The organism is Pseudomonas sp. NFIX49, assembly GCF_900115915.1.
In the GTDB taxonomy this organism is placed as follows: Bacteria; Pseudomonadota; Gammaproteobacteria; order Pseudomonadales; family Pseudomonadaceae; genus Aquipseudomonas; species Aquipseudomonas pharyngis.
On record NZ_FOYE01000002.1, the window covers coordinates 742,194 to 764,496 of the forward strand.

At 59.0% G+C, this 22,303-nt stretch carries 20 protein-coding genes; 5 read left to right on the forward strand and 15 right to left on the reverse strand.

Annotation, left to right across the window (positions count from 1 at the left end; translation table 11 throughout):
* Positions 1–1,908: an ATP-dependent zinc metalloprotease FtsH gene (gene ftsH / locus BMZ46_RS07885; RefSeq protein WP_011332403.1), complete on the reverse strand. Its 1,908-nt coding sequence runs from the start codon at positions 1,906–1,908 to the stop codon at positions 1–3.
* Between the two features lie 202 nt (positions 1,909–2,110).
* Positions 2,111–2,740, reverse strand: coding sequence for a 23S rRNA (uridine(2552)-2'-O)-methyltransferase RlmE (gene rlmE / locus BMZ46_RS07890; RefSeq protein WP_074691910.1), 630 nt, complete (start codon positions 2,738–2,740; stop codon positions 2,111–2,113).
* Between the two features lie 101 nt (positions 2,741–2,841).
* Between rlmE and BMZ46_RS07895 the strand changes: the two genes are divergently transcribed.
* Positions 2,842–3,150: a YhbY family RNA-binding protein gene (locus BMZ46_RS07895; protein ID WP_007953753.1), complete on the forward strand. Its 309-nt coding sequence runs from the start codon at positions 2,842–2,844 to the stop codon at positions 3,148–3,150.
* Positions 3,151–3,159: 9 nt separating this feature from the next.
* On the opposite strand, the gene BMZ46_RS07900 is transcribed toward BMZ46_RS07895, so the two are convergent.
* From BMZ46_RS07900 to grpE, 8 genes are all read right to left on the reverse strand, one after another.
* The gene (locus BMZ46_RS07900) at positions 3,160–3,564 is read right to left on the reverse strand and encodes a hypothetical protein (RefSeq protein WP_039769166.1); all 405 of its coding nucleotides are present in this window, start codon (positions 3,562–3,564) and stop codon (positions 3,160–3,162) included.
* Positions 3,565–3,592: 28 nt separating this feature from the next.
* A complete protein-coding gene (gene greA / locus BMZ46_RS07905; protein WP_039769164.1) occupies positions 3,593–4,069 on the reverse strand; it encodes a transcription elongation factor GreA in 477 nt (158 codons plus the stop codon).
* Positions 4,066–7,287 carry a carbamoyl-phosphate synthase large subunit gene (gene carB / locus BMZ46_RS07910; protein ID WP_039769162.1) on the reverse strand — a complete coding sequence of 1,074 codons (3,222 nt, stop codon included), beginning with the start codon at positions 7,285–7,287 and terminating at the stop codon, positions 4,066–4,068. The genes greA and carB overlap by 4 nt, the downstream gene beginning before the upstream one ends.
* A 126-nt stretch (positions 7,288–7,413) precedes the next feature.
* Positions 7,414–8,550 (reverse strand): glutamine-hydrolyzing carbamoyl-phosphate synthase small subunit, encoded by a 1,137-nt coding sequence (carA, locus tag BMZ46_RS07915; RefSeq protein ID WP_064593337.1) that lies wholly within the window; start codon positions 8,548–8,550, stop codon positions 7,414–7,416.
* Between the two features lie 256 nt (positions 8,551–8,806).
* Positions 8,807–9,613 carry a 4-hydroxy-tetrahydrodipicolinate reductase gene (gene dapB, locus BMZ46_RS07920; RefSeq protein ID WP_007953764.1) on the reverse strand — a complete coding sequence of 269 codons (807 nt, stop codon included), beginning with the start codon at positions 9,611–9,613 and terminating at the stop codon, positions 8,807–8,809.
* A 9-nt stretch (positions 9,614–9,622) separates the two neighbouring features.
* Positions 9,623–10,747 (reverse strand): molecular chaperone DnaJ, encoded by a 1,125-nt coding sequence (gene dnaJ / locus BMZ46_RS07925; protein ID WP_039769159.1) that lies wholly within the window; start codon positions 10,745–10,747, stop codon positions 9,623–9,625.
* Positions 10,748–11,044: 297 nt separating this feature from the next.
* Entirely contained in the window at positions 11,045–12,961 is a 1,917-nt protein-coding gene (gene dnaK, locus BMZ46_RS07930) for a molecular chaperone DnaK (RefSeq protein WP_074691912.1), read from the reverse strand.
* A 102-nt stretch (positions 12,962–13,063) separates the two neighbouring features.
* Positions 13,064–13,633 (reverse strand): nucleotide exchange factor GrpE, encoded by a 570-nt coding sequence (grpE, locus tag BMZ46_RS07935; RefSeq protein ID WP_039769154.1) that lies wholly within the window; start codon positions 13,631–13,633, stop codon positions 13,064–13,066.
* A gap of 240 nt (positions 13,634–13,873) precedes the next feature.
* Here grpE and recN point away from each other — a divergent pair, with 240 nt between their 5' ends.
* Positions 13,874–15,547 (forward strand): DNA repair protein RecN, encoded by a 1,674-nt coding sequence (gene recN / locus BMZ46_RS07940; RefSeq protein WP_039769151.1) that lies wholly within the window; start codon positions 13,874–13,876, stop codon positions 15,545–15,547.
* A 75-nt stretch (positions 15,548–15,622) separates the two neighbouring features.
* On the opposite strand, the gene fur is transcribed toward recN, so the two are convergent.
* Complete coding sequence (fur, locus tag BMZ46_RS07945) at positions 15,623–16,027, reverse strand: ferric iron uptake transcriptional regulator (RefSeq protein WP_039769149.1); 405 nt, start codon at positions 16,025–16,027, stop codon at positions 15,623–15,625.
* A gap of 97 nt (positions 16,028–16,124) precedes the next feature.
* On the opposite strand from fur, the gene BMZ46_RS07950 reads away from it, so the two are divergent.
* Positions 16,125–16,652 (forward strand): outer membrane protein assembly factor BamE, encoded by a 528-nt coding sequence (locus BMZ46_RS07950; protein WP_074691914.1) that lies wholly within the window; start codon positions 16,125–16,127, stop codon positions 16,650–16,652.
* A 61-nt stretch (positions 16,653–16,713) separates the two neighbouring features.
* Here BMZ46_RS07950 and BMZ46_RS07955 read toward each other — a convergent pair whose 3' ends face one another.
* From BMZ46_RS07955 to BMZ46_RS07965, 3 genes are read right to left on the reverse strand one after another with little or no spacing between them, the layout of a single operon-like run.
* Positions 16,714–17,028 carry an RnfH family protein gene (locus BMZ46_RS07955; protein WP_074691917.1) on the reverse strand — a complete coding sequence of 105 codons (315 nt, stop codon included), beginning with the start codon at positions 17,026–17,028 and terminating at the stop codon, positions 16,714–16,716.
* Complete coding sequence (locus tag BMZ46_RS07960; RefSeq protein ID WP_003221509.1) at positions 17,021–17,455, reverse strand: type II toxin-antitoxin system RatA family toxin; 435 nt, start codon at positions 17,453–17,455, stop codon at positions 17,021–17,023. Before BMZ46_RS07960 ends, BMZ46_RS07955 begins: the two co-directional genes overlap by 8 nt.
* A gap of 7 nt (positions 17,456–17,462) precedes the next feature.
* A complete protein-coding gene (locus tag BMZ46_RS07965; RefSeq protein ID WP_039769144.1) occupies positions 17,463–18,866 on the reverse strand; it encodes a sodium-dependent transporter in 1,404 nt (467 codons plus the stop codon).
* A 119-nt stretch (positions 18,867–18,985) separates the two neighbouring features.
* On the opposite strand from BMZ46_RS07965, the gene smpB reads away from it, so the two are divergent.
* Entirely contained in the window at positions 18,986–19,468 is a 483-nt protein-coding gene (gene smpB / locus BMZ46_RS07970) for an SsrA-binding protein SmpB (RefSeq protein ID WP_007953781.1), read from the forward strand.
* Positions 19,469–19,518: 50 nt separating this feature from the next.
* Here smpB and BMZ46_RS07975 read toward each other — a convergent pair whose 3' ends face one another.
* Positions 19,519–20,286: an FCD domain-containing protein gene (locus BMZ46_RS07975; RefSeq protein ID WP_039769141.1), complete on the reverse strand. Its 768-nt coding sequence runs from the start codon at positions 20,284–20,286 to the stop codon at positions 19,519–19,521.
* A gap of 262 nt (positions 20,287–20,548) precedes the next feature.
* Between BMZ46_RS07975 and BMZ46_RS07980 the strand changes: the two genes are divergently transcribed.
* Positions 20,549–22,243, forward strand: a complete 1,695-nt coding sequence (locus BMZ46_RS07980) for a lactate permease LctP family transporter (protein WP_074691919.1) — start codon at positions 20,549–20,551, stop codon at positions 22,241–22,243.
* Positions 22,244–22,303 lie beyond the last annotated feature (60 nt).

The window sequence follows — 22,303 nt, forward strand, 5'->3', positions numbered from 1 at the left end:
TTAAACGTCGGCAGCCGGACCGCCAATCGGTGTTTCCGGACGCTCGCCCTGAATGACAGGTGGCGTGCCAGTACCGGTGCCACCCGACCAATCGCGAGGCTCGCGAGGTGTACGACCGGCCATGATGTCGTCGATCTGCTCGGCATCGATCGTCTCGTACTTCATCAGCGCATCCGCCATGGCATCGAGCTTGTCGCGGTTGTCCGTGAGGATCTGCTTGGCCGTGCCGTAGCACTGATCAATGATGCTGCGCACTTCGGAGTCGATCAGCTTGGCTGTCTCACCGGAGAAGCTGGCATTCTGACCGCCACCGCCGCGACCGAGGAATACTTCACCCTCTTCTTCTGCGTACATCAACGGACCGAGTTTTTCCGACAGCCCCCACTTGGTCACCATATTCCGCGCAATCTGACTCGCACGCATGATGTCGTTGGAGGCACCCGTGGTTACACCGTCAAAGCCCAAAGTCATCTCTTCGGCAATACGGCCGCCGTACAGCGAGCAGATCTGACTGATCAGCGCACGCTTGGACAGGCTGTAGCGATCTTCTTCCGGCAGGAACATGGTCACACCGAGTGCACGACCGCGCGGAATGATCGACACCTTGTAGACCGGATCATGCTCGGGCACGACACGACCAACAATGGCGTGGCCTGCTTCGTGATAAGCGGTGTTCTGTTTTTCCTTCTCCGACATGACCATGGATTTGCGCTCGGCGCCCATCATGATCTTGTCTTTGGCCAGTTCGAATTCTTTCATTTCGACGATGCGCTTGCCGGCACGGGCAGCAAACAGCGAAGCCTCGTTGACCAGGTTTGCCAGGTCGGCGCCGGAGAAACCCGGAGTACCACGTGCGATAACAGCCGGAGCAACGTCATCACCCATCGGCACTTTACGCATGTGAACCTTGAGGATCTGCTCGCGACCACGGATGTCCGGCAAGCCGACCACCACCTGACGGTCGAAACGACCCGGACGCAGCAAAGCAGGGTCCAGCACGTCAGGACGGTTGGTCGCGGCGATGACGATGATGCCGTCATTCATTTCGAAACCGTCCATCTCCACCAGCAACTGGTTGAGAGTCTGTTCGCGCTCGTCGTGACCGCCGCCCATACCGGCGCCACGATGGCGACCAACGGCGTCAATCTCGTCGATGAAGATAATGCATGGAGCGTGCTTCTTGGCCTGTTCGAACATGTCACGAACACGGCTCGCACCAACACCGACGAACATTTCGACGAAGTCAGAACCGGAAATGGTGAAGAACGGGACCTTGGCTTCGCCGGCAATCGCCTTGGCCAGCAAGGTCTTACCGGTGCCCGGAGGACCAACCATCAGCACGCCGCGAGGAATGCGGCCGCCCAGGCGCTGGAACTTGCCCGGATCACGGAGGAATTCGACCAGCTCGCCAACCTCTTCCTTGGCTTCGTCGCAACCGGCAACGTCAGCCAAAGTGGTTTTCACCTGATCCTCGGACAGCAGACGCGCCTTGCTCTTGCCGAAGCTCATCGGCCCGCCCTTGCCGCCCGCGCCGCCCTGCATCTGGCGCATGAAGAACATGAACACCGCGATGATCACCAGGATCGGGAAGCTGGCCACCAGAAGCTGGGTCCAGATACTTTGCTGCTCAGGCTGCTTGCCTTCGACCACGACGTGGTTGTCGACCAGGTCGCCGATCAGGCCATTGTCCTGAATTGCCGGACGAATGGTCTTGAAGCTGTCGCCGTCGTTGCGCTTGCCGGTAATCACGTAGCCGTCGACGGCCACGCGCTCGACCTTGCCATCCTTGACCTGCTGGATGAAGTCGGAATAGTTGAGGGTCTGCGGCTCGTTAGGGCTGGAGAAGTTGTTCATCACCGTCACCAGGACTGCCGCGATGATCAACCACAGGATCAGATTCTTTGCCATATCGTTCAATTAACTACCCTCTGAAGCAAGCTCCGCTACTGGCGCGCGCTTCGCATGATATTCACCGGCCTAACTTACTACATTACCTACAGCTCTGGCAGGCGCCGTCTGTAACCCTTTGTGAAACACTTTCTACACAATATTCGCTTATGCGCGCGGGGCGAAATACGAAAAACCTATCACCCCGCCAAAAAACCTCGTTTTACTCGCTACGACCGCGGTAGCCCCAAGCCAGCATGTACTGCTCGCGAGAGCTGCCACGAGAGGAGTCCGGCTTGATCATCTGGATCTTGTCGAACTTCTTGCGAGCATCCTTCAGGTAAACATCGAACCCTTCGCCCTGAAAAATCTTGATCACGAAATTGCCACCCGGCTTGAGGATCCGTTCCGCCAGATCAAGCGCCAGCTCGCAAAGAAACATGGCTTTTGGCATATCCACTTCAGGCGTACCACTCATATTGGGGGCCATATCGGAAATCACAAGGTCCACCTGCGAATTACCCACAGCCTCAAGGATCTGAGCGAGCACTGCATCCTCGGTGAAGTCACCCTGGATGAAAGTCACGTCCGGAATGCTGTCCATTTCCAGGATGTCCGAGGCGATCAGTCGCCCCTGACCACCGATCAGGCGGCTGGTGACCTGCGACCAGCCGCCAGGCGTCGCGCCGAGGTCGACGACGTTCATGCCCGGACGGATCAGTTTGTATTTCTCCTGGATCTCCAGAAGCTTGTAACTCGCACGCGAGCGGTAGCCATCCTTCTGCGCTTGCTTCACATAGGGATCATTGACATGTCTTTTCAGCCAACCAAGGCTTGTCTTGGAACGCGCCATTGGGCACCTCGTTGATTAGGGTCGTGATTAATTGGGCGGATCCACGAGCCCTCGGGTAAAATGGCCGCCATTTTACAGAATCCAGACGAAAGGGTCAGATTATGCCGCTCACTCCAGAGCAGAAGAAACAGTACAAATCCATTGGCCACCACCTGAAACCAGTTCTGACTGTGGCTGACAACGGTTTGACTGAGGGTGTTTTAGCCGAACTCGAACGCGCATTGGCAGATCACGAGCTGATCAAGATCAAGCTCAACATCCTCGATCGCGAGGCGCGCCTGGCGTCCGTTGCAGAGCTGTGCAAGACCGGCAAGGCCGATCTGGTTCAAGTCATCGGCAAGATGGCACTGATTTACCGCAAGAACTTCAGCGTCAACAAGCAGCTGTCGAACGTCCATCGCTTCAAGTGATGGCAAGGGTCAAGGGTGTGCTTCGCGCACCCTGCCACTCCATCCCGGCACCGGCTGCAATACCAGCACCAATCCGGAAAAACCCAATACTAGAAAGCTGAACACCTGCCAGCGCTGCGCATCTGGCCAGCCGACACGCACTGCGACAAACATCGCACACGCATACAACGCCATCAGCAACACCTGCCCGCGAAAATCCCGCCATAGACTGGCAAGGCCCTCGGTCTGTATCAGCACCAAAGCCTGAAATATCACGCACGCGACGGCAAAACCCACCACCGCCACTTCAAACGTACTTGCAACCTCATCGATCAGCAGCGGAGCCAGGCCAATTTGACCCAGCACCGGCCGCAGACCGAGATGTACCAACCACAGGCCACCGACCCACAACATCTGGGCCAGTTGCCAGAGCATCGCGCCCGCATGCAGCGGGCGCCCACCCTCAGATGTGAAGGACTTTGACAATCTCGTACTCGATATCGCCACCTGGCGTTTTCACGACGACCGTATCGCCCTCTTCCTTGGCAATCAAGGCGCGAGCGATCGGCGAGCCGACCGAAATCTTGCCGAGTTTGATGTCCGCCTCATCCTCACCCACGATCTGGTAAGTCACGCTTTCATCAGTCTCGACGTTGGCGATTTCGACGGTAGTGCCGAAAATCACTTTGCCGGTGTGCGGAATGGTCGTCACGTCAATGATCACCGCGTTCTGCAGGCGACCTTCGATGTCACGGATCCGCGCCTCGACCATGCCTTGCTGTTCGCGCGCAGCATGGTATTCAGCGTTTTCTTTCAAATCACCCAACTCGCGGGCCGTACCGATGTCCTGGCTGAGCTTCGGACGAACGACCTTGGTCAGGTGAGCATGCTCTTCTTCCAGGGCCTTGGAGCCCTGGACGGTCATTGGGTATTTATTCATGCCTTCAATCCTGCGTGTAGATCCTGCAAGCGGCGTACGGTCTTCTCGGGACCGAACTTCAGCGCTTCGCAGATAGCTTCGCCAGCAGCAATGGTGGTTGTGCAGTAAATCTTGTGCTGCAAGGCGTTACGGCGAATGGAATAGGAATCGGCGATCGACTGACGACCTTCGGTGGTGTTGATGATCAGGGTGACTTCGTCATTCTTGATCATGTCGACCACGTGCGGACGACCCTCGGTCACCTTGTTCACGCGACGCACTTTCAGACCTGCGGCTTCGATCAGCTTGGCAGTGCCGGCAGTGGCGACGACTTCGAAGCCCAAGTTGATCAGATCACGGGCCACGCCTGCAACCAGTGGCTTGTCATCGTCGCGCACGCTGATGAATGCGGTACCGCCGGTCGGCAGCACTTCGCTGGCGCCCATCTGGGCTTTGGCAAAGGCTTCGCCGAAGGTGTCGCCGACGCCCATCACTTCACCGGTGGACTTCATCTCTGGGCCGAGGATCGGGTCAACGCCAGGGAACTTGGCGAACGGGAATACCGCCTCTTTCACGCTGTAGAAGTTCGGGATGATTTCCTTGGTGAAGCCGATTTCCTTCAGGGTTTTACCGGCCATCACGCGAGCCGCGACCATTGCCAGGGAAATACCGATGCACTTCGACACGAACGGTACGGTACGGGAAGCACGCGGGTTGACTTCGATGACGTAGATGTCCTCGCCTTGCAGCGCCAACTGAACGTTCATCAGGCCGACCACGCCCAGCTCCAGGGCCATTTTCTTGACCTGTTCGCGCATCTCGTCCTGGATGTGCGCCGGCAGCGAGTACGGCGGCAGCGAGCACGCGGAGTCACCGGAGTGAACGCCCGCCTGTTCGATGTGCTGCATGATCGCGCCGATCACCACGTCCTTGCCGTCGCAGACCGCATCCACGTCCATCTCGATGGCGCAGTTGAGGAAGTGGTCGAGCAGCACCGGGCTGTCGTTCGACACTTGAACCGCGTCACGCAGGTAACGCTTGAGTTCTTCTTCCTTGTAGACGATTTCCATCGCCCGGCCGCCCAGTACGTAGGACGGACGCACCACCAGCGGGTAACCGATCTTCGCGGCAGCGCGAACGGCTTCGTCTTCGCTGCGCACGGTGGCATTTGGCGGCTGACGCAGGTTCAGGCGCTCAACCATTTGCTGGAAGCGCTCACGGTCTTCGGCACGGTCGATGGCGTCAGGGCTGGTGCCGATGATCGGCACGCCGGCCGCTTCCAGAGCACGAGCCAGCTTCAGAGGCGTCTGGCCGCCGTACTGGACAATCACGCCTTTCGGCTTCTCGACGCGGCAGATTTCCAGCACGTCTTCCAGGGTCACTGGTTCGAAGTACAGACGATCGGAAGTGTCGTAGTCAGTGGAAACGGTTTCGGGGTTGCAGTTGACCATGATGGTCTCGTAACCGTCATCGCGCAGCGCCAGTGCCGCGTGTACGCAGCAGTAGTCGAACTCGATGCCCTGACCGATACGGTTCGGGCCACCGCCGAGGATGATGATCTTGTCACGACCGGACGGCGCGGCTTCGCACTCTTCCTCGTAGGTCGAGTACAGGTAGGCGGTGTCGGTGGCGAACTCGGCCGCGCAGGTGTCGACGCGCTTGTAAACCGGGAACACTTCCAGCTTGTGGCGGTGAGTACGCAGGTTCTTCTCGGTGACGCCCAGCAGCTTGGCCAGACGCTGGTCGGAGAAACCCTTGCGCTTGAGCTTGTACATCAGATCGCGGTCGATAGCGGACAGACCGAGGGTCTTGACCTTCTCTTCGTCCTTGATCAGATCTTCGATCTGCACCAGGAACCACGGATCGATCATGTTCATGCCGAAGATTTCTTCGACGGTCATGCCGGCGCGGAAGGCGTCCGCCACGTACCAGATACGCTCGGCGCCCGGCACGGTCAGTTCGCGCTTGAGCACACTCATGCTTTCCGGGTTGCTCAGGTCGACTTTCTCGTCCAGACCGCAAACACCCACTTCCAGACCGCGCAGGGCTTTCTGCAGGGATTCCTGGAAGGTACGGCCGATGGCCATGACTTCACCGACCGACTTCATCTGAGTGGTCAGGCGCGCGTCAGCGTTGGCGAACTTCTCGAACGCGAAGCGCGGCAGCTTGGTCACGACATAGTCGATGGACGGCTCGAAGGACGCCGGGGTACGGCCGCCGGTGATGTCGTTCTGCAGTTCGTCGAGGGTGTAACCGACGGCCAGCTTGGCCGCGATCTTGGCGATCGGGAAACCGGTGGCTTTCGAGGCCAGAGCCGACGAGCGGGATACACGCGGGTTCATCTCGATCACGACCATGCGGCCGGTGTCCGGGCAGATACCGAACTGAACGTTGGAACCACCGGTCTCGACGCCGATCTCGCGCAGTACCGCCAGCGAGGCGTTACGCAGGATCTGGTATTCCTTGTCGGTCAGGGTCTGAGCCGGGGCAACAGTGATCGAGTCACCGGTGTGCACGCCCATCGGGTCGAAGTTTTCGATCGAGCAGACGATGATGCAGTTGTCCTTTTTGTCGCGGACAACTTCCATTTCATATTCTTTCCAGCCGATCAGCGATTCGTCGATCAGCAGTTCCTTGGTTGGCGACAGGTCCAGACCACGGGCGCAGATTTCTTCGAACTCTTCACGGTTGTAAGCGATACCGCCACCGGTGCCGCCCATGGTGAAGGACGGACGGATGATGCACGGGAAGCCCAGGCGCTCGAGCACCGCGTTGGCTTCTTCCATGCTGTGGGCGATACCGGAACGCGGGCATTCCAGGCCGATGGCCTTCATCGCCTTGTCGAAACGCGAACGGTCTTCAGCCTTGTCGATGGTGTCGGCGTTGGCACCGATCATCTCTACGCCGAACTTCTCCAGAACGCCTTCGCGCTCCAGGTCCAGGGCGCAGTTCAGAGCAGTCTGGCCGCCCATGGTTGGCAGCACGGCATCCGGACGCTCTTTTTCGATGATCTTGGCAACGGTCTGCCACTTGATCGGCTCGATGTAGGTGGCGTCGGCCATGTCCGGGTCGGTCATGATGGTGGCCGGGTTGGAGTTCACCAGGATGACGCGGTAACCCTCTTCGCGCAGGGCTTTGCAAGCCTGGGCGCCGGAGTAGTCGAATTCGCAGGCCTGGCCGATAACGATCGGGCCAGCGCCGAGAATCAGGATGCTTTTAATGTCTGTACGTTTTGGCATGGGTTTGTCACTCAAATCCGCAGGTCAGTCGGCAAGCCGTCTTGATCGATTTCTGAAGTCCCGAGGGGGCCGCCGGTTCCGGGGCCGCCCTCGAGGGGCTTCTCGCTACAGTCTCAAGGCGAGCGCTTAGCGTCGCTTGGCCATCTCGTTGATGAAGCGGTCAAACAGGGGGGCCACATCGTTCGGGCCCGGGCTCGCTTCAGGGTGACCCTGGAAGCTGAACGCGCTCTTGTCGGTACGCTCGATGCCTTGCAGGGTGCCGTCGAACAGCGATTTATGGATCGCGCGGACGTTGGCTGGCAGGGTCGCTTCGTCAACCGCGAAACCGTGGTTCTGGCTGGTGATCATCACGACGCCAGTGTCCAGATCCTGAACCGGGTGGTTGGCACCGTGGTGGCCGTGGCCCATTTTCAGGGTCTTGGCGCCGGAGGCCAGAGCCAGCAGTTGGTGACCGAGGCAGATGCCGAAGACCGGAATTTCGGTTTCCAGCACTTCCTTGATGGCCTTGATTGCGTAGTCGCAAGGCTCCGGGTCACCAGGGCCGTTGGACAGGAACACGCCGTCCGGCTTCAGAGCCAGCACGTCGGCAGCCGGGGTTTGCGCCGGAACCACGGTCACGCGGCAACCGCGCTCGACCAGCATGCGCAGGATGTTGACCTTGACGCCGTAGTCGTAGGCAACCACGTGGTATGGCAGCTCGGAGGCTTCGATGGTCGCGTGGCTGTCGGTTTTCAGATCCCAGACAGTGGAGCGCCATTCGTATTGGGTCTTGGTGCTGACGACTTTCGCCAGATCCATGCCCTTCAGGCCCGGGAAGCCTTGCGCAGCGGCGATGGCCGCCTCTTCGGAGATGTTGTCGCCGGCCATGATGCAGCCGTTCTGTGCGCCTTTTTCACGCAGGATGCGGGTCAGGCGGCGGGTGTCGATACCGGCGATTGCCACAACATTGTTGGCTTTCAGGTAATCGGACAGGGACATCGTGTTACGCCAGTTGCTCGCTACCAGCGGCAGGTCACGGATGACCAGACCAGCGGACCAGACGCGGTCGGACTCGGCGTCTTCCGGCGTCGTGCCGGTGTTGCCGATGTGCGGGTAAGTCAGGGTAACGATCTGTTGGGCGTAGGAAGGATCGGTAAGGATTTCCTGATAGCCGGTCATTGCGGTGTTGAACACCACCTCACCAACGGTCTGACCGTCGGCTCCAATGGCTTCGCCGCGAAAAATGCTGCCATCAGCAAGGGCGAGTATGGCTGGCTTAGTCAAGAAGACCTCCCGTAAATAACGCATGAAAGGGCAATCGCAGGTTGTAAAAAAGCGGAGTGACGTATGGACACGTCACCCCGCTTCTTCACTGAATTATTCTGCGCGCTTTTAGTGGACACACTAAAGCTGTAGCTTACAGAAAAAGGGATTTTTGGTCTACCGCCAATGAGCCTGAAAGGCCGGAGAATGCGACAGGGCGTCGCTCAGCGGATTGAAACCGGCACAAACAGGGCGTTTGCGCCGGATTCAGAACATCTCAATGCAGGTCGAGCACGTCCTGCATGTCGTACAAACCAGGCTCGCGAGCATCCAGCCACAACGCCGCACGCACCGCGCCCTTGGCAAACGTCATGCGGCTCGAAGCCTTGTGTGTGATCTCCAGGCGCTCACCTTCGCAAGCAAACAGCACCGTGTGATCACCCACCACATCACCACCGCGAACAGTGGCGAAACCGATGGTTTCACGCTCACGGGCACCGGTGTGACCTTCACGACCATAGACCGCGACTTTCTGCAGATCACGATCCAGCGCATTGGCGATCACTTCACCCATGCGCAGGGCCGTACCCGACGGCGCATCGATCTTGTGGCGGTGATGAGCTTCGATGATTTCGATGTCCGCATCTTCCGCCAACACCCGTGCCGCCATGTCGAGCAGCTTCAGCGACAGGTTGACGCCGACACTGAAGTTGGCGGCGAACACGATCGGAATATCCTTGCCCGCCTCGGCCAGCAACTGCTTCTGCGCAGCATCCAGACCAGTCGTGCCGATCACCATCGCCTTGCCGGCCTTGCGGCAGAAGGCCAGGTTTTTCAGCATGACTTCCGGCAGGGTGAAGTCGATCAACACATCGAACTCTTCCGCCACCGATTCCAGATTGCCGGACAACGGCACGCCGATTCGACCGAGCGAAGCCAGCTCACCGGCATCCACGCCGATCAGCGTACTGCCAGGACGGACAATCGCAGCCGTCAAACCGGTCAGCGGCGCGCGCTGCTGCACCGCCTCGACCAGAATCTTGCCCATGCGCCCGGCAGCGCCCATCACAGCTATACGTCGCATGCCGACTCCTTACAGATCGCCGAAGAAGCGTTTTACACCGTCGAACCAACCGGTAGTTTTCGGGGAATGGCTGTTGTCGTCCGCCAGGGAGCTGCGGAACTCTTCCAGCAATTCACGCTGACGGCGGTTCAGGTTGACCGGCGTCTCGACGGCCACACGGCACATCAGGTCGCCCGCACCACCGCCACGCACCGGCGCAACGCCCTTGCCGCGTACGCGGAACTGCTTGCCGGTCTGAGTCCCTTCCGGAATCTTCAGTTTGACGCGACCATCGAGGGTCGGAATTTCCAGCTCGCCACCTAGGGCCGCGTCGACAAAGCTGATCGGCACTTCGCAGAAGAGGTGCTTGCCGTCACGCTGGAAGATGTCGTGTTCGCGGACGTTGATCACCACGTACAGGTCCCCGGTCGGACCACCCTGAGTGCCCGCCTCGCCTTCGCCGGACAGACGAATGCGGTCACCGGTGTCGACACCGGCCGGCACTTTGACAGAGAGGGTTTTGTACTCTTCGACGCGACCGTCGCCGTGGCAGGAATCGCACGGATCGGAAATGATCTTGCCCTGGCCATGGCAGCGCGGGCAGGTCTGCTGCACCGAGAAGAAGCCTTGCTGCATACGCACCTGACCGATGCCGCCGCAAGTCGGGCAAGTCGATGGCGACGAGCCTTTCTTGGCGCCCGAACCGTCGCATGGTTTGCAATTGACCAGCGTCGGAACGCGGATATTCACGGTCGTACCGCGTACCGCTTCTTCCAGGTTCAGCTCCAGGGTGTAACGCAAATCGCTGCCGCGCTGAGCGCCGCCACGGGAGCCGCCGCGACCGCCACCGAAGAAGTCACTGAAGACATCACCGAAGATGTCGGAGAAGTTCTGACCGCCGAAGCCTGCACCGCCGCCACCCATGCTCGGGTCGACGCCGGCATGACCGTACTGATCGTACGCTGCACGCTTGCTGGAATCGGACAGCACTTCGTAGGCTTCGTTGGCCTCCTTGAACAGATCTTCCGACGCCTTGTCACCGGGATTACGGTCCGGGTGGTGCTTCATCGCCAGACGGCGATAGGCCTTTTTCAGGTCTGCTTCGCTTGAGCCGCGCTCAACACCCAACACTTCGTAATAGTCACGCTTAGCCATAAGTTCTTCATACTCTTGAGGACGTTCGGCAAACCCCTCCTGAGCTTCGCCAAACTCGTTGAGCCCCAATACAGGCCCGGACCCAACTCACGTCAATTCAACGATCCTGGTCTTTGGTTCATGCGGTATTTACGGCGCGAAAAGCAGGAGCATTCCCGGCCATACCGCCAACACACGAAGCTTGTCGCATGCTGTAAAAATTCGCGTATTCCAGATACGCCAACGCGGGAGCAAGCTCCCGCGCGGCGACATCCTACCAGTCACCGCCGCAAGGCAGTCAACCGGGCGACCAACAACTTACTTGTGGTCTTTGACTTCTTCGAACTCGGCATCGACAACATCGTCAGCCTTCTCAGCCGATTCGCCTTGCGGTGCCGCGCCTTCAGCAGGCTGAGCCTGTTCGGCGTACATCTTCTGGGCAACCGGCGCAGAGACTTTCGACAGCTCTTCAACCTTGGCGTCGATGGCAGCCTTGTCGTCGCCTTTGACGGCGGCTTCCAGGGCAACCACAGCCGCTTCGATTGCAGTCTTCTCTTCTGCAGTCACTTTGTCGCCAGCGTCAGCGATCATCTTGCGAGTCGAGTGAACCAGTGCGTCACCCTGGTTACGGGCAGCGGCCAGCTCTTCGAACTTGCGGTCTTCCTCGGCGTTCAGCTCGGCGTCGCGCACCATTTTCTGGATTTCTTCATCCGACAGACCAGAGTTGGCCTTGATGGTGATCTTCTGCTCTTTGCCGGTCGCCTTGTCCTTCGCACCTACGTGCAGGATGCCGTTGGCGTCGATGTCGAAGGTCACTTCGATCTGCGGAACGCCACGTGGAGCTGGTGGAATGTCGGCCAGATCGAACTTGCCCAGGGACTTGTTCTGTGCGGCTTGCTTGCGCTCGCCTTGCAGGACGTGAATGGTCACGGCGCCCTGGTTGTCGTCGGCGGTCGAGAACACTTGCGATTTCTTGGTAGGAATCGTGGTGTTTTTCTCGATCAGCGCGGTCATCACGCCACCCATGGTTTCGATACCCAGGGTCAGCGGGCTGACGTCAAGCAGCAGAACGTCTTTCACGTCACCGGCCAGAACGGCGCCCTGGATCGCAGCACCCATGGCAACAGCTTCGTCCGGGTTCACGTCTTTACGTGCTTCTTTACCGAAGAAATCGGTAACTGCCTTCTGCACCAGAGGCATACGAGTCTGACCACCAACCAGAATCACGTCGTTAATTTTGCTGACGTCGATACCGGCGTCCTTCAGAGCAATACGGCATGGCTCGATGGTACGGTTCACCAGATCTTCGACCAGCGACTCGAGCTTGGCACGAGAGATCTTCACGTTCAGGTGCTTAGGACCAGTCGCGTCTGCTGTGATGTACGGCAGGTTGACGTCGGTCGATTGCGAAGAAGACAGCTCGATCTTGGCTTTCTCAGCGGCTTCTTTCAGACGCTGCAAGGCCAGAGGATCGTTCTTCAGGTCCATGCCGGACTCTTTCTTGAACTCGTCGACGAGGTAGTCGATCAGGCGCATGTCGAAGTCTTCACCACCCAGGAAGGTGTCACCGTTGGTGGCCAGCACTTCGAACTGGTGCTCGCCGTCAACTTCAGCGATTTCGATCACGGAAACGTCGAAAGTACCACCACCCAGGTCGTAAACGATCACGGTGTGATCGCCCTTGGCCTTGTCCATGCCATAAGCCAGAGCGGCTGCGGTTGGTTCGTTGATGATACGTTTTACGTCCAGACCGGCGATGCGACCAGCATCTTTAGTCGCCTGACGCTGACTGTCGTTGAAGTAGGCCGGAACGGTGATCACCGCTTCGGTCACTGCTTCGCCGAGGTAGTCTTCGGCGGTCTTCTTCATCTTTTTCAGGACTTCGGCGCTGATTTGCGGCGGAGCCATCTGCTTGCCGGAAGCCTCGACCCAGGCGTCACCGTTGTTGGCCTTGACGATCTTGTAAGGCACCAGCTTGATGTCTTTCTGTACAACTTCTTCGTCGAAGCGGCGGCCAATCAGGCGCTTCACTGCGAACAGTGTGTTGTGCGGGTTGGTCACAGCCTGACGCTTGGCCGACTGACCGACCAGGATTTCGCCATCGTTGGCATAAGCGATGATCGACGGCGTAGTACGCGCGCCTTCAGCGTTTTCAATAACTTTGGCTTTGCCGTTTTCCAGCACGGAGACGCAGGAGTTGGTAGTCCCCAGGTCGATACCGATAATTTTGCCCATGTTCACTCTCCCGAAACTTTGGATTTTTTTGCCGCAGCAGTGGTGGCTGACTGCGGTAATACTTAAACGCTTGACTTGTAAATGGGGGCCTTGCGGCTAATTTCAAGCCTTCTCGTCAATCGAAGGCGAAACTGGCGCCGGCGCCTTGCTGACCACAACCATCGCCGGACGCAGCAGGCGACCGTTGAGCTGGTAGCCCTTCTGGAACACCTTCAGAATGCTGTTCGGCTCCAGGACATCACTTTCCTGCATGGCCATTGCCTGGTGCTCCACGGCGTTGAACGGTTCGCCTTCCTGCGGGCTTACAGCGACAAGCTGGTAGCGCGTGAGGGTGTCGTGAAACATTTTCAGGGTCAGCTCGATGCCTTCGCGCATCGGACGGATGCTTTCGTCATCCGGGCTCGACAGCTCGAGGCCGCGCTCCAGGCTGTCGACGATCGGCAGCAGGTCGCCGGCGAATTTTTCCAGCGCAAACTTGTGCGCCTTTTCGACATCCTGCTCGGCACGGCGGCGGACGTTCTGCAGATCGGCAGCTACGCGCAGCGATTGATCCTGCGCGGCGGCCAATTGCTCTTCGAGCACTTGTACACGGGTCGCCAGGTCATCACCCGAAGTCTCGGGCGCCTGATTGGCTTCTGGGTTTTGCGTATCTACTGTCTGTTCGTCAGCCATGGAATTCTCCTTTCAATATCGTCCGCGAGTTCGATTCGCGCTTCTGCCCCGGTATATGGGGCCGCAAAATCAGGCTTCAAGGGCTGACAACGATTAACCCTACAAAAAAGTGCTGCATTGGCATTCCTGCGTGCGACAAGCATTTGATCGGATCATCCCCATTGAGCCGAGCGAGGGCATTGTCAGCTCGAAACAAAACACTGTATAAATAACCAGACCTAAAGTTTGGGAGCGGCCTTTATGCTGGTGCACCTGTCCGTACACAACTACGCCATCGTTGAACATCTCGATCTCGAGCTCGATCGCGGCATGAGCGTGATTACCGGGGAAACCGGCGCCGGCAAATCGATCATGCTCGACGCCCTGGGCCTGACGCTCGGTGATCGCGCCGACAGCGGCGTGGTGCGACCGGGCGCCGACAAGGCCGATATCCTGGCGACCTTCGATCTGGCCGATATTCCCGAGGCCAGTACCTGGCTGGCGGAACGCGACCTGGAAACCGACGGTCCGTGCATCCTGCGTCGGGTCATCACTTCCGAAGGTCGCTCACGCGGCTATATAAATGGCACCCCCTGCCCGCTCGGCGATCTCAAGGCGCTCGGCGAGCTGCTGATCGACATCCACAGCCAGCACGAACACCAATCCCTGCTCAAGACCGATACCCACCGGCGCCTGCTCGACGAGTACGCCGGGGCGACCGATCTGGCGCGCCAGGTACATCTGGCAGCCCAGCGCTGGCGCCAGACTCGCCAGGAGCTGGAGCGCCTTTCCAACTCCGGCGACGAACAGCGCGCGCGCCATCAGTTGCTCAGCTACCAGCTCGAAGAACTGGAAAACCTCGGCCTCGGAGAAAACGAGCTGGAAGAACTGGAGCAGGAACACAAGAACCTGACCAACGCCGAAACCCTGCTCGGCATCTGCCGACAAGTGGTCGAGCAATGCAGCGAAAGCGATTCCGGCAACGTTTTGAATGCCCTGACGGCCAGCCTCAATAGACTGTCGAGCGTGAACAACTCGGTCGGCGCGCTGGGTGAAGCGAGCAGCCTGCTGACCAGTGCGCAGATCCAGGTCGAAGAAGCCGTCGGCGAACTCAATCGCTTTCTCGACAACTTCGATGCCGACCCGGCGCGCCTGCAATATCTGGAAGAACGTCTGGACTCCATCTACACGCTGGCACGCAAACACCGCATTCAGCCAACTGAAGTGGCGGAGATGCAGCAGAAGCTGCTCGACGAGATCGAAGCGCTGGACGCCAACGATGAATCCATCGAACGCCTCGCCGAGGAACTCGCATCCTATGCCCGCCATTATCAGGAAAAGGCCCGGGAGCTGAGCGAGCTGCGTCATCAGGCAGCCGGCAGTCTGGCAAGCGCGGTGGAGCAGGAGATTCAACGTCTGGGCATGCCCGGCGGGCGCTTCACCATCGAATTGCGCGCCAACAACAGCAGTGAGCTGCAACCCAATGGTCTGGAACAAGTCGAGCTGCTGGTCAGCGCCAACCCGGGCCAACCCTTGAAGGCCTTGGCCAAAGTGGCGTCCGGCGGTGAATTGTCACGGATCAGCCTGGCCATCCAGGTGATTACCGCCCAGACCTCTCGCGTACCGACATTGGTATTCGACGAAGTGGACGTGGGGATTGGCGGTCCAACGGCTGAAATCGTCGGTCAACTGTTGCGCCGCCTCGGAGATCGCGGACAGGTACTGACGGTCACGCACTTGCCGCAAGTCGCGGCTCAGGGGCATCAGCATCTGTTCGTGCATAAAGTACGCGGCGAGCAGGCGACTCATACGGCCGTTTCGAAGCTGAGCAAGAATGACCGCATAGAAGAAGTCGCACGCATGCTTGGCGGCATCGATCTGACCAAAGAGTCTTTGGCGCACGCGAAAAAGATGGTCGTCACCGCAAAGGTTTAAGCACGCCAGAAAGCACGAAGGCGACCCTTGGGTCGCCTTCGCTCGTTTCGCGAACCTGAAATTCGCGCGACATGCTTACTTTTTGTTGCGTACGTACAGTACGAGATTGTGATCAACCATCTCGTAACCGTGCTTCTCGACGATCGCCTTCTGAAGTTTTTCGATTTCTTCGTCGAAGAATTCGATGACTTCGCCCGACTCCACGTTAACCATATGGTCGTGGTGGCCACCGTCGGCCAATTCGAATACCGCGTGGCCGCCGTCGAAGTTGTGACGGACCACGAGGCCAGCCGCTTCGAACTGGGTCAGAACACGGTAGACCGTGGCCAGACCGACGTCCTCGCCAGCTTCCATCAACGCCTTGTAGACGTCCTCGGCACTCATGTGACGCTGCTCTGTAGAGTCGAGCATTTGCAGGATCTTGACCCGTGGCAGGGTCACTTTGAGGCCGGCTTTGCGTAGTTCGCTATTTTCAACCATGGTCAGCTTTCTCGCGATGCTGCTTCGCAGCTTCTCTTAATGCGGGTATGATCGGCGTTTACGTTGTCCCAGCCAAGATAGTGGAAGTCGCCCACCGATGCAAAACACCAAGCTCTTGCTAACCAGTTTCACCTTTGTGGGACTGCTCGCACTCGCCGGTTGTTCATTCCCCGGGGTTTACAAAATCGACATCCAGCAGGGCAATGTCGTCACGCAGGACATGATAGACCAGTTACGCCCGGGAATGACCCGGCCGCAAGTACGGTTTATCATGGGCAACCCTCTGCTTGCCGACACGTTCCACGCCAACCGCTGGGATTATCTGTACAGCCTGCAACCTGGTGGCGGTGAGCGCCAACAGGAACGCATGAGTGTCATTTTCGACTCGAATGACCGCCTCGTCAGCCTGTCCGGCGACTTCATGCCGGGCGTCAGCCGTGATGAAGCGATTCTCGGCAAGGACAGCGGCACCAGCGTGACCGCTCCTGCTGAAAACGCCGAGCAGCCGAAACCGGAAAAACCGGCCAAGCCTGGCTCCTTGCTGGATCAGATCCAGAAGGACGTCGATGGTGTGGAAACCGTTCCGGTTCCAACGCCAGAACCGCTGGACACCTCGCCGCAATAAATTGCGACGCAATAAAAAACCCGGAAATTCCGGGTTTTTTATTACCTGCCGCTTGGCCAGCCTACTGATTTCGCGCCTTGGCTTCGGCAGCCTTGGCGGCACGAAGACGACGCACCTCTTTCGGATCTGCCAACAGTGGCCGATAGATCTCGATGCGATCGCCCTCCTGAACCCGTCGAGCATCCGGATCAGCAATCACTTTGCCGAAGATCCCCAAAGGACAGCTCTTCAGATCCAGCTCCGAAAATTCAGCATCAATCCCGGACGCCATCAGCGCCGCACGCACCGTCGTACCCTCAGCAACACTGATTACACGCAAAACCTGACGATCAACCGCCGCATACACCACTTCGACTTCGATCACCGGCTCAACCATGCATCTGCTTGGCGCGCTGGCAGAACGCGTCCACCAATGTATTGGCTGCCTGATTGAACAAAGGACCGAGCGTCGCGCGGACCAGCGGCCCGGCGTAGTCGAAGGACAGATCCAGACTGATCTTGCAGGCCTTCTCGTTCAGCGCCTTGAACACCCAGACGCCGTGCAGCTGATTGAACGGTCCCTCCTCCAGGTTCATCTCGATCGACTGCCCCGGCACCAGCGTATTGCGTGTCACGAAGTGCTGACTGAGGCCGCCCTTGGCCACGCCGACACTGGCGCGCATGTGCTCAGGCGAGCTTTCCAGGACTTCAGCAGACGAGCACCACGGCAGAAATTCCGGGTAACGTGCCACGTCATTGACGAGGTCGTAGAGAAATTGCGCCGGATAAGGCAGCAGCGCCGATCGTTGAATATGTGTCGTCATGTAAGCGTCACTTCCAGAGCTGGGCGGCAAACACTACAAGAATGCCGATGGGCGCCACATAGCGCATCAAAAACAGAGACAGGGCGAACAGCGCCGGGCTGCGAATCGACAATTCATCACGTACCGCCTCACGCCCCATCACCCAACCGGCAAACAGCACAAAGCACAGCCCACCGAGCGGCAACATGATGCGCGAGGTGAAGAAGTCGATCACGCCAAAGAAGTCCAGGCCACCTGCCGCACCCCACTGGTAGAGATGGAACACCCCACCATCGTTCACGAAAAATTTGGCTTCCTTCCAGATATTGAAGGAAAACACCGTGCCCAGGCCAACGAACCAGCAGGTGAACGCCAACCAGAATGTCACCCAGGCACGGCTGATTTTAGTCCGCTCGACCAGATAGGCGACCATTGGCTCCAGCAGGGAAATCGCCGAGCTCCAGGCCGCAATGGCCACCAGAACGAAGAACACCACGCCCATCAACTGGCCGAACAGCACGTTACCGAAAGCAAATGGCAGGCTGACAAACATCAGCCCCGGGCCTTCGCTCGGGTTCAAACCACCGGCGAACACAATCGGAAACAAGGCCAGACCAGCCACCAGCGAAACAAAGGTATCGAGCAGCGCCACACCGACGACCGTGCCCGACAGCGAGGCTTCCTTGGTCATGTAGGCGCCATAGATCATGATCGAGCCCACGCCCACGCTCAGGGAGAAGAACGCGTGCCCCATGGCCGGCAGCAAGCCGTCGAGGACTTTTTCCGGGTGGAAGTCGAACATGAAATGCACGCCTTCCATGAAATGCCCGGTGGTCATGCTGTAACCCAGCAGCACCAGCACCATCACGAACAGCAGCGGCATCATGATCCGCAGGCTGCGCTCGAGCCCGGCAACCACGCCCTTGGCGATCACCACCGCCGACAACAGCATGAAAACCGTGTGCCACAGCGTGATACGCCACGGGTCGGCGATGACATTCCCGAAGTACGCCCCGACCTGATCAGCCGTCGCGCCCTGGAAGTCTCCGCGCCCCATATCAATGATGTAATCCAGCGACCAGCCGCCGACCACACTGTAGAAAGACAGGATCAGCAGCGCCGTGATCATCCCGGCGAACGCGCCCCACGACCACTTGCCCGAGTGCCCGGCTTCACGCGCCAGCACCTTCAGGGCATTCGCCGGACTCTGGCGGGCACGGCGGCCGATCAGGGTTTCGGCGAGCATTACCGGGATGCCGATCAGCGCGATACATGCCAGAAACATCAGCACGAAGGCACCGCCACCGTAGACCCCGACCATGTAGGGGAATTTCCAGATGCTGCCCAATCCCACGGCCGAACCGGTCGCGGCGAATATGAAAACCCAGCGGCTAGCCCAACTGCCGTGGACAGAAACCTTGTCTGTCGACATCGTTTATCACGCCCAAGCGTTAGAAAAAGAGGCCGCATTGTCCGGGATTCACTCAACCTGCTCAAGCACGCAGCATCACCGTAGCCGACAGCCGTTTATCTCCATATAATGCCGCCCCTATGGCTAAACAGAAGAAACACCCAACAGGGACCATCGCGCAAAACAAAAAGGCGCGACACGATTACTTCATCGAGCACAAGTTCGAGGCTGGTCTGGTCCTGGCCGGCTGGGAAGTAAAAAGTCTGCGGGCAAGCAAGCTGCAACTGGTCGACAGTTACGTGCTGCTCAAGGATGGCGAAGCCTGGCTGCTTGGCAGCCATATCACGCCTCTGATGACCGCCAGCACCCATGTCATCGCTGACCCGGTGCGCACCCGCAAGCTGCTGCTCAACCGCCGCGAGCTGGACAAGCTCGCCGCCGCCGTGCAGCAGAAGGGTTACGCCTGCGTGTGCCTGTCCTGGTACTGGAGCAAGCACATGGTCAAGTGCGAGATCGCTCTCGGTAAGGGCAAGAAGGAATACGACAAGCGCGATACCGAACGCGAACGCGACGCCGGTCGCGAGTTGCAGCGTGCGGTGCGCAACAAGGGCAAGGAAGACTGATTCTTCTGCCTGAATGACCGTTCCCGCGCCTGGCACGGGAGCGGTCTTTTTTACATCCCTTTGCGTCGCTCGGCGCGAGCCATGCGCTGCACTTCCTGCCGCACTTCTTCCAGCACTTCCTGCACATACAGAATGTGTCGGCTGGAGACCTCACGCGCCTGTTCCGCGCGCCCCTCGATAATCGCCAGATACAATTCCCGATGCTGTGTGATCAGCATGTCGCGGGTTTCCGTGCGCTGCTTGTACATGCCACCGATGTTGGTCACCACGTTGCGCTTGAGCAGATCGAACAGCCCGCGAATGGTGTGCAGCAACACCGCGTTATGACTGGCTTCGGCAATCGCCAGGTGGAATTTCGCATCCGCCGCGCCCTCTTCCGCCCGGCTCACTTCATCGTGACGCGAATAGCAGTCCTGTAACTCTTCAAACGCCGCCGTCAGCCGTTCGCGGTCCACATCCGTGGCGCGCAATGCCGCGTAATAGGCGCACGATGCCTCCAGCGTGTGGCGAAATTCCAGCAGATCACGTTGCGCCTCAGGATTGCTTTCCAGCAGTTGCAGCAGCGGATCGCTGAACGTCGAACCGAGGCTTTCCACGACATAGTTGCCGCCGCCCTGCTTGCTGACCAGCAACCCCTTGGCCGCAAGCTTCTGAATCGCCTCGCGCAAAGAGGGCCGAGAAACGCCGAACTGTTCCGCCAGAGTCCGCTCGGCCGGCAGACGCTCGCCGGACTTCAGCGTGCCCTCGAGAATCATCCCTTCCAGTCGCTCGACAATGTCGTCAGACAAACGGCGCTGACGTATCTGATCAAACCCCATCACTCAACTCTCCACCATCCCGACCGCTCGCCGGGCTCTCTATTCTGGCCTATCGGCGCTGCGCCGACACCTGCCAGATGACGCCAATTCAACCGGTGCAATCCGACTCGCCGTCCGGTTGTTCGACAAAAGTTTTAGGGCGGCAAATTGACACACCGACATCAAGGCTTTTACCCTAGCCGACAGCACTTGTAAATTGGTCTTACCAATTAACCAAGTAAGCTGACAGTGCCTGACCAACAACAATTAGGGGCCACCCCATATGCAAACCTGGCAACAGCTCTACAGCCCGCTCGGCAGTCTCGGCGTGTCCGCACTCGCGGCCGTCATCCCCATCGTTTTCTTCTTCCTCGCCCTGGCGGTGTTCCGCCTCAAAGGTCATGTGGCCGGCAGCATCACGCTCGCCCTGGCCATCGCCGTGGCGATCTTTGCGTTCCAGATGCCGGTCGACATGGCGTTCGCCGCTGCCGGATATGGCTTCGCCTATGGTCTGTGGCCGATTGCCTGGATCATTGTGGCGGCGGTGTTCCTGTACAAACTGACGGTCAAGAGCGGTCAGTTCGAGGTCATCCGCAGCTCGGTGCTGTCGATCACTGACGACCAACGCCTGCAGGTGCTGTTGATCGGTTTCTGCTTCGGTGCATTCCTCGAAGGTGCCGCCGGTTTCGGCGCGCCGGTGGCGATTACCGCTGCGCTGCTGGTGGGACTGGGCTTCAACCCGCTGTACGCCGCCGGCATGTGCCTGATTGCCAACACCGCACCGGTAGCGTTCGGCGCGCTGGGGATTCCGATCATCGTGGCCGGGCAAGTCACCGGCATCGACGCGTTCAAGATTGGCGCCATGACCGGTCGCCAGTTGCCGCTGCTGTCGCTGTTCGTGCCGTTCTGGCTGGTGTTCATGATGGACGGCCTGCGCGGTGTGCGTGAAACCTGGCCAGCCGCACTGGTTGCCGGCCTGAGCTTCGCTGTCACCCAATACTTCACTTCGAATTTCATCGGCCCGGAGCTGCCGGACATCACGTCGGCCCTGGCCAGTCTGATTTCGCTGACCCTGTTCCTGAAGGTCTGGCAACCGAAACGTGCCGCCGGCCAGCACATCGTCGGCGCCGTATCCGCTTCGGTGGTCACCGCCAGCGTCGGCGGTTTCGGCCAGAAGCGCACCACCGTCGCTTCGCCTTACAGCCTTGGGGAAATTGTCAAGGCGTGGTCGCCGTTCCTGATCCTCACCGTGCTGGTGACCATCTGGACCCTCAAGCCTTTCAAAGCCATGTTCGCCGCCGGCGGCTCGATGTACGCCTGGGTGTTCAACTTCGCGATTCCGCACCTTGATCAACTGGTCATCAAGACTGCACCGATCGTTGCCGCCCCGACCGCGATCCCAGCCGTGTTCAAACTCGACCCGATTTCCGCGACCGGCACGGCGATTTTCTTCTCCGCGCTGATCTCGATGCTGGTGCTGAAGATCAACTTCAAAACTGGTCTGACCACTTTGAAAGAGACTTTCTACGAACTGCGCTGGCCGATCCTGTCGATCGGCATGGTGCTGGCGTTTGCCTTCGTCACCAACTATTCCGGCATGTCCTCGACCATGGCCTTGGTGTTGGCGGCAACCGGCGCGGCATTCCCGTTCTTCTCGCCATTCCTCGGCTGGCTCGGCGTGTTCCTCACCGGTTCCGATACTTCGTCCAACGCCCTGTTCAGTTCGCTGCAAGCGACCACCGCGCACCAGATCGGGGTCAACGACACCCTGCTGGTGGCCGCCAATACCAGCGGCGGCGTGACCGGCAAGATGATCTCGCCACAATCGATCGCCGTGGCCTGCGCAGCAACCGGCCTGGTGGGCAAGGAATCCGATCTGTTCCGCTTCACCCTCAAGCACAGCCTATTCTTTGCAACGATTGTCGGCCTCATCACTTTGGCTCAGGCCTACTGGTTCACCGGCATGCTGGTGCATTAAGACTACAAGCGACATGGAAATAACCGACGCCGGTCCGTGATTCCGGCGTCAGCAACTCAC

Bases quoted from the DNA above. Each gene is read 5' to 3' on its own strand.
- BMZ46_RS07895 (WP_007953753.1), top strand. From the start codon at position 2,842: ATGCCGCTCACTCCAGAGCAGAAGAAACAGTACAAATCCATTGGCCAC.
- BMZ46_RS07900 (WP_039769166.1), bottom strand. From the start codon at position 3,564: ATGCTCTGGCAACTGGCCCAGATGTTGTGGGTCGGTGGCCTGTGGTTG.
- dnaK (WP_074691912.1), bottom strand. From the start codon at position 12,961: ATGGGCAAAATTATCGGTATCGACCTGGGGACTACCAACTCCTGCGTC.
- dnaJ (WP_039769159.1), bottom strand. From the start codon at position 10,747: ATGGCTAAGCGTGACTATTACGAAGTGTTGGGTGTTGAGCGCGGCTCA.
- ftsH (WP_011332403.1), bottom strand. From the start codon at position 1,908: ATGGCAAAGAATCTGATCCTGTGGTTGATCATCGCGGCAGTCCTGGTG.
- BMZ46_RS07955 (WP_074691917.1), bottom strand. From the start codon at position 17,028: ATGGTTGAGCCGGTGATCGAAGTCGAAGTGGTGTATGCGGCGGTTGAT.
- carB (WP_039769162.1), bottom strand. From the start codon at position 7,287: ATGCCAAAACGTACAGACATTAAAAGCATCCTGATTCTCGGCGCTGGC.
- BMZ46_RS07950 (WP_074691914.1), top strand. From the start codon at position 16,125: ATGCAAAACACCAAGCTCTTGCTAACCAGTTTCACCTTTGTGGGACTG.
- greA (WP_039769164.1), bottom strand. From the start codon at position 4,069: ATGAATAAATACCCAATGACCGTCCAGGGCTCCAAGGCCCTGGAAGAA.
- BMZ46_RS07975 (WP_039769141.1), bottom strand. From the start codon at position 20,286: ATGGGGTTTGATCAGATACGTCAGCGCCGTTTGTCTGACGACATTGTC.
- grpE (WP_039769154.1), bottom strand. From the start codon at position 13,633: ATGGCTGACGAACAGACAGTAGATACGCAAAACCCAGAAGCCAATCAG.
- rlmE (WP_074691910.1), bottom strand. From the start codon at position 2,740: ATGGCGCGTTCCAAGACAAGCCTTGGTTGGCTGAAAAGACATGTCAAT.
- BMZ46_RS07960 (WP_003221509.1), bottom strand. From the start codon at position 17,455: ATGACGACACATATTCAACGATCGGCGCTGCTGCCTTATCCGGCGCAA.
- dapB (WP_007953764.1), bottom strand. From the start codon at position 9,613: ATGCGACGTATAGCTGTGATGGGCGCTGCCGGGCGCATGGGCAAGATT.
- fur (WP_039769149.1), bottom strand. From the start codon at position 16,027: ATGGTTGAAAATAGCGAACTACGCAAAGCCGGCCTCAAAGTGACCCTG.
- BMZ46_RS07965 (WP_039769144.1), bottom strand. From the start codon at position 18,866: ATGTCGACAGACAAGGTTTCTGTCCACGGCAGTTGGGCTAGCCGCTGG.
- BMZ46_RS07980 (WP_074691919.1), top strand. From the start codon at position 20,549: ATGCAAACCTGGCAACAGCTCTACAGCCCGCTCGGCAGTCTCGGCGTG.
- smpB (WP_007953781.1), top strand. From the start codon at position 18,986: ATGGCTAAACAGAAGAAACACCCAACAGGGACCATCGCGCAAAACAAA.
- recN (WP_039769151.1), top strand. From the start codon at position 13,874: ATGCTGGTGCACCTGTCCGTACACAACTACGCCATCGTTGAACATCTC.